The following is a 1407-nucleotide window of genomic DNA, read 5'->3' on the forward strand; positions in this document are numbered from 1 at the left end:
CAGCCGACGGATATGCGCAAATTAAACGCATCTCTCCTCTACCGATAGGAGGGTGATGCGTTGCCAAATAACGAATGGCAAACCGATCAAAATCGCGGACAGAGCCGTCGCGCAACACCGCAATCACCACCGTTCCAGATCTTGAGACCTCAAGTTCCTGGCACAAATCCGTGAAAGCCAGCCGATCCACCCGGAGCCACGCCAAAACAACTTCCATCTTGGAAGATTTTTTGAGTTCCCATGCCACGATGAGCGCGCTCAGGACGATGCAAGGCTGAGCATTCGCAGCAGCTTCAACCCTGCTCAGCCAGCCTGACCCGTCCCAGAACTTGAGATCTCAAGATGTTGGCGGCCTGCTCCAGCAACTCCCGAGCCCGCCCAACTCCAGAACCTAAGAAAAGTACATTTCCTTAGGTTTTTGGCTATGTCATTGATAAAACGCGTTTTAATGATCGCTGTCTGGGCGCTGATCTCAGGTCGTCCAGCCATAACCTAAGGAAATACACTGCCAGCGTTGGAACGATGAGGTTCCAGGAGCAGGCAGATGCCACAGGCCAAGACGCTATCACCCAAAGAGCTGCGCAGGGTGCTGGATTACGTTGCGACAAAGAAACATGCAGCGCGAAACAGGCTGATGATCCTGATGACGCATTTCTCCGGCATGCGGGTGGGCGAAGTGGCAGCCCTGTTGAAGGGTGATGTTCTCAACAGCGATGGCACGGTCAAGGACGAGATCAGGCTTTCAGCCGAGCAGACCAAGGGCCGGCATGCCCGCACCGTGTTCGTGAACGAGAAGCTGCGCCGGGAGATCGCCGCATATTTGAAGACCATCCCCAGGCGTGCGGACACGGCCCACCTCTTTGCCACGCAGAAGCGCTCGGCGTTCTCGGCCAACACCGCTTGCCAGACCCTGAACATGATCTACGAGCGGGCTGGCATTGCGGGTGCGTCATCGCATTCTGGCAGGCGCAGCTTCATCACCACGCTGAGCTCGCGGGGCGTTGGCGTGCGCGTCCTCGCCAAGCTGGCCGGACATCGCAGCTTGGCCTCGGTGATGCCTTATATAGATGCGTCGGACGACATGCTGCGCAATGCGGTGGAATTGGCGGGCTGATTGCGGTTGGTGGGCGCGGCGGGCAGACCACGGCAAAAGCCAGGCAGCCGCAATCAGTTTGGAAAAAGCCCTGGAAAATCAACAGGCTTATCCGTTTGTGTGCAAATACAAACACTGTCACGGCGTCGTCGGACAGCGTTGATTTAGTTGTAAAAATCCGGCCGAAAGGCCGGATTTTTCGTCTCTGACACCCAACGAATTCGGCTGATTTCCAGGCACATTCCGTGCACGTTACGGCATGGAAGATGCTGTGTGTCTGGAAGATGGAAAGCTGGTGCTGTTCAGGCGTAGCG

Annotated in this window: 2 protein-coding genes; one reads left to right on the plus strand and one right to left on the minus strand. The window is 56.4% G+C overall.

Annotated elements, in window-relative coordinates; all coding sequences use genetic code 11:
* Positions 1-247 (minus strand): hypothetical protein (locus tag P4L78_RS15480; protein WP_309328727.1); only part of this gene is annotated, 247 nt, incomplete at its 3' end.
* 297 nt (positions 248-544) lie between these two features.
* Between P4L78_RS15480 and P4L78_RS15485 the strand changes: the two genes are divergently transcribed.
* On the plus strand, positions 545-1114 hold the full coding sequence (locus P4L78_RS15485; protein ID WP_309328728.1) for a site-specific integrase: 570 nt from the start codon (positions 545-547) through the stop codon (positions 1112-1114).
* The last annotated feature ends 293 nt before the right edge of the window (positions 1115-1407 follow it).

Origin of the sequence: Silvimonas sp. (genome assembly GCF_031291215.1) — a bacterium.
GTDB classification, from domain to species: Bacteria; Pseudomonadota; Gammaproteobacteria; order Burkholderiales; family Chitinibacteraceae; genus Silvimonas; species Silvimonas soli.

Bases quoted from the DNA above. Each gene is read 5' to 3' on its own strand.
- P4L78_RS15485 (WP_309328728.1), top strand. From the start codon at position 545: ATGCCACAGGCCAAGACGCTATCACCCAAAGAGCTGCGCAGGGTGCTG.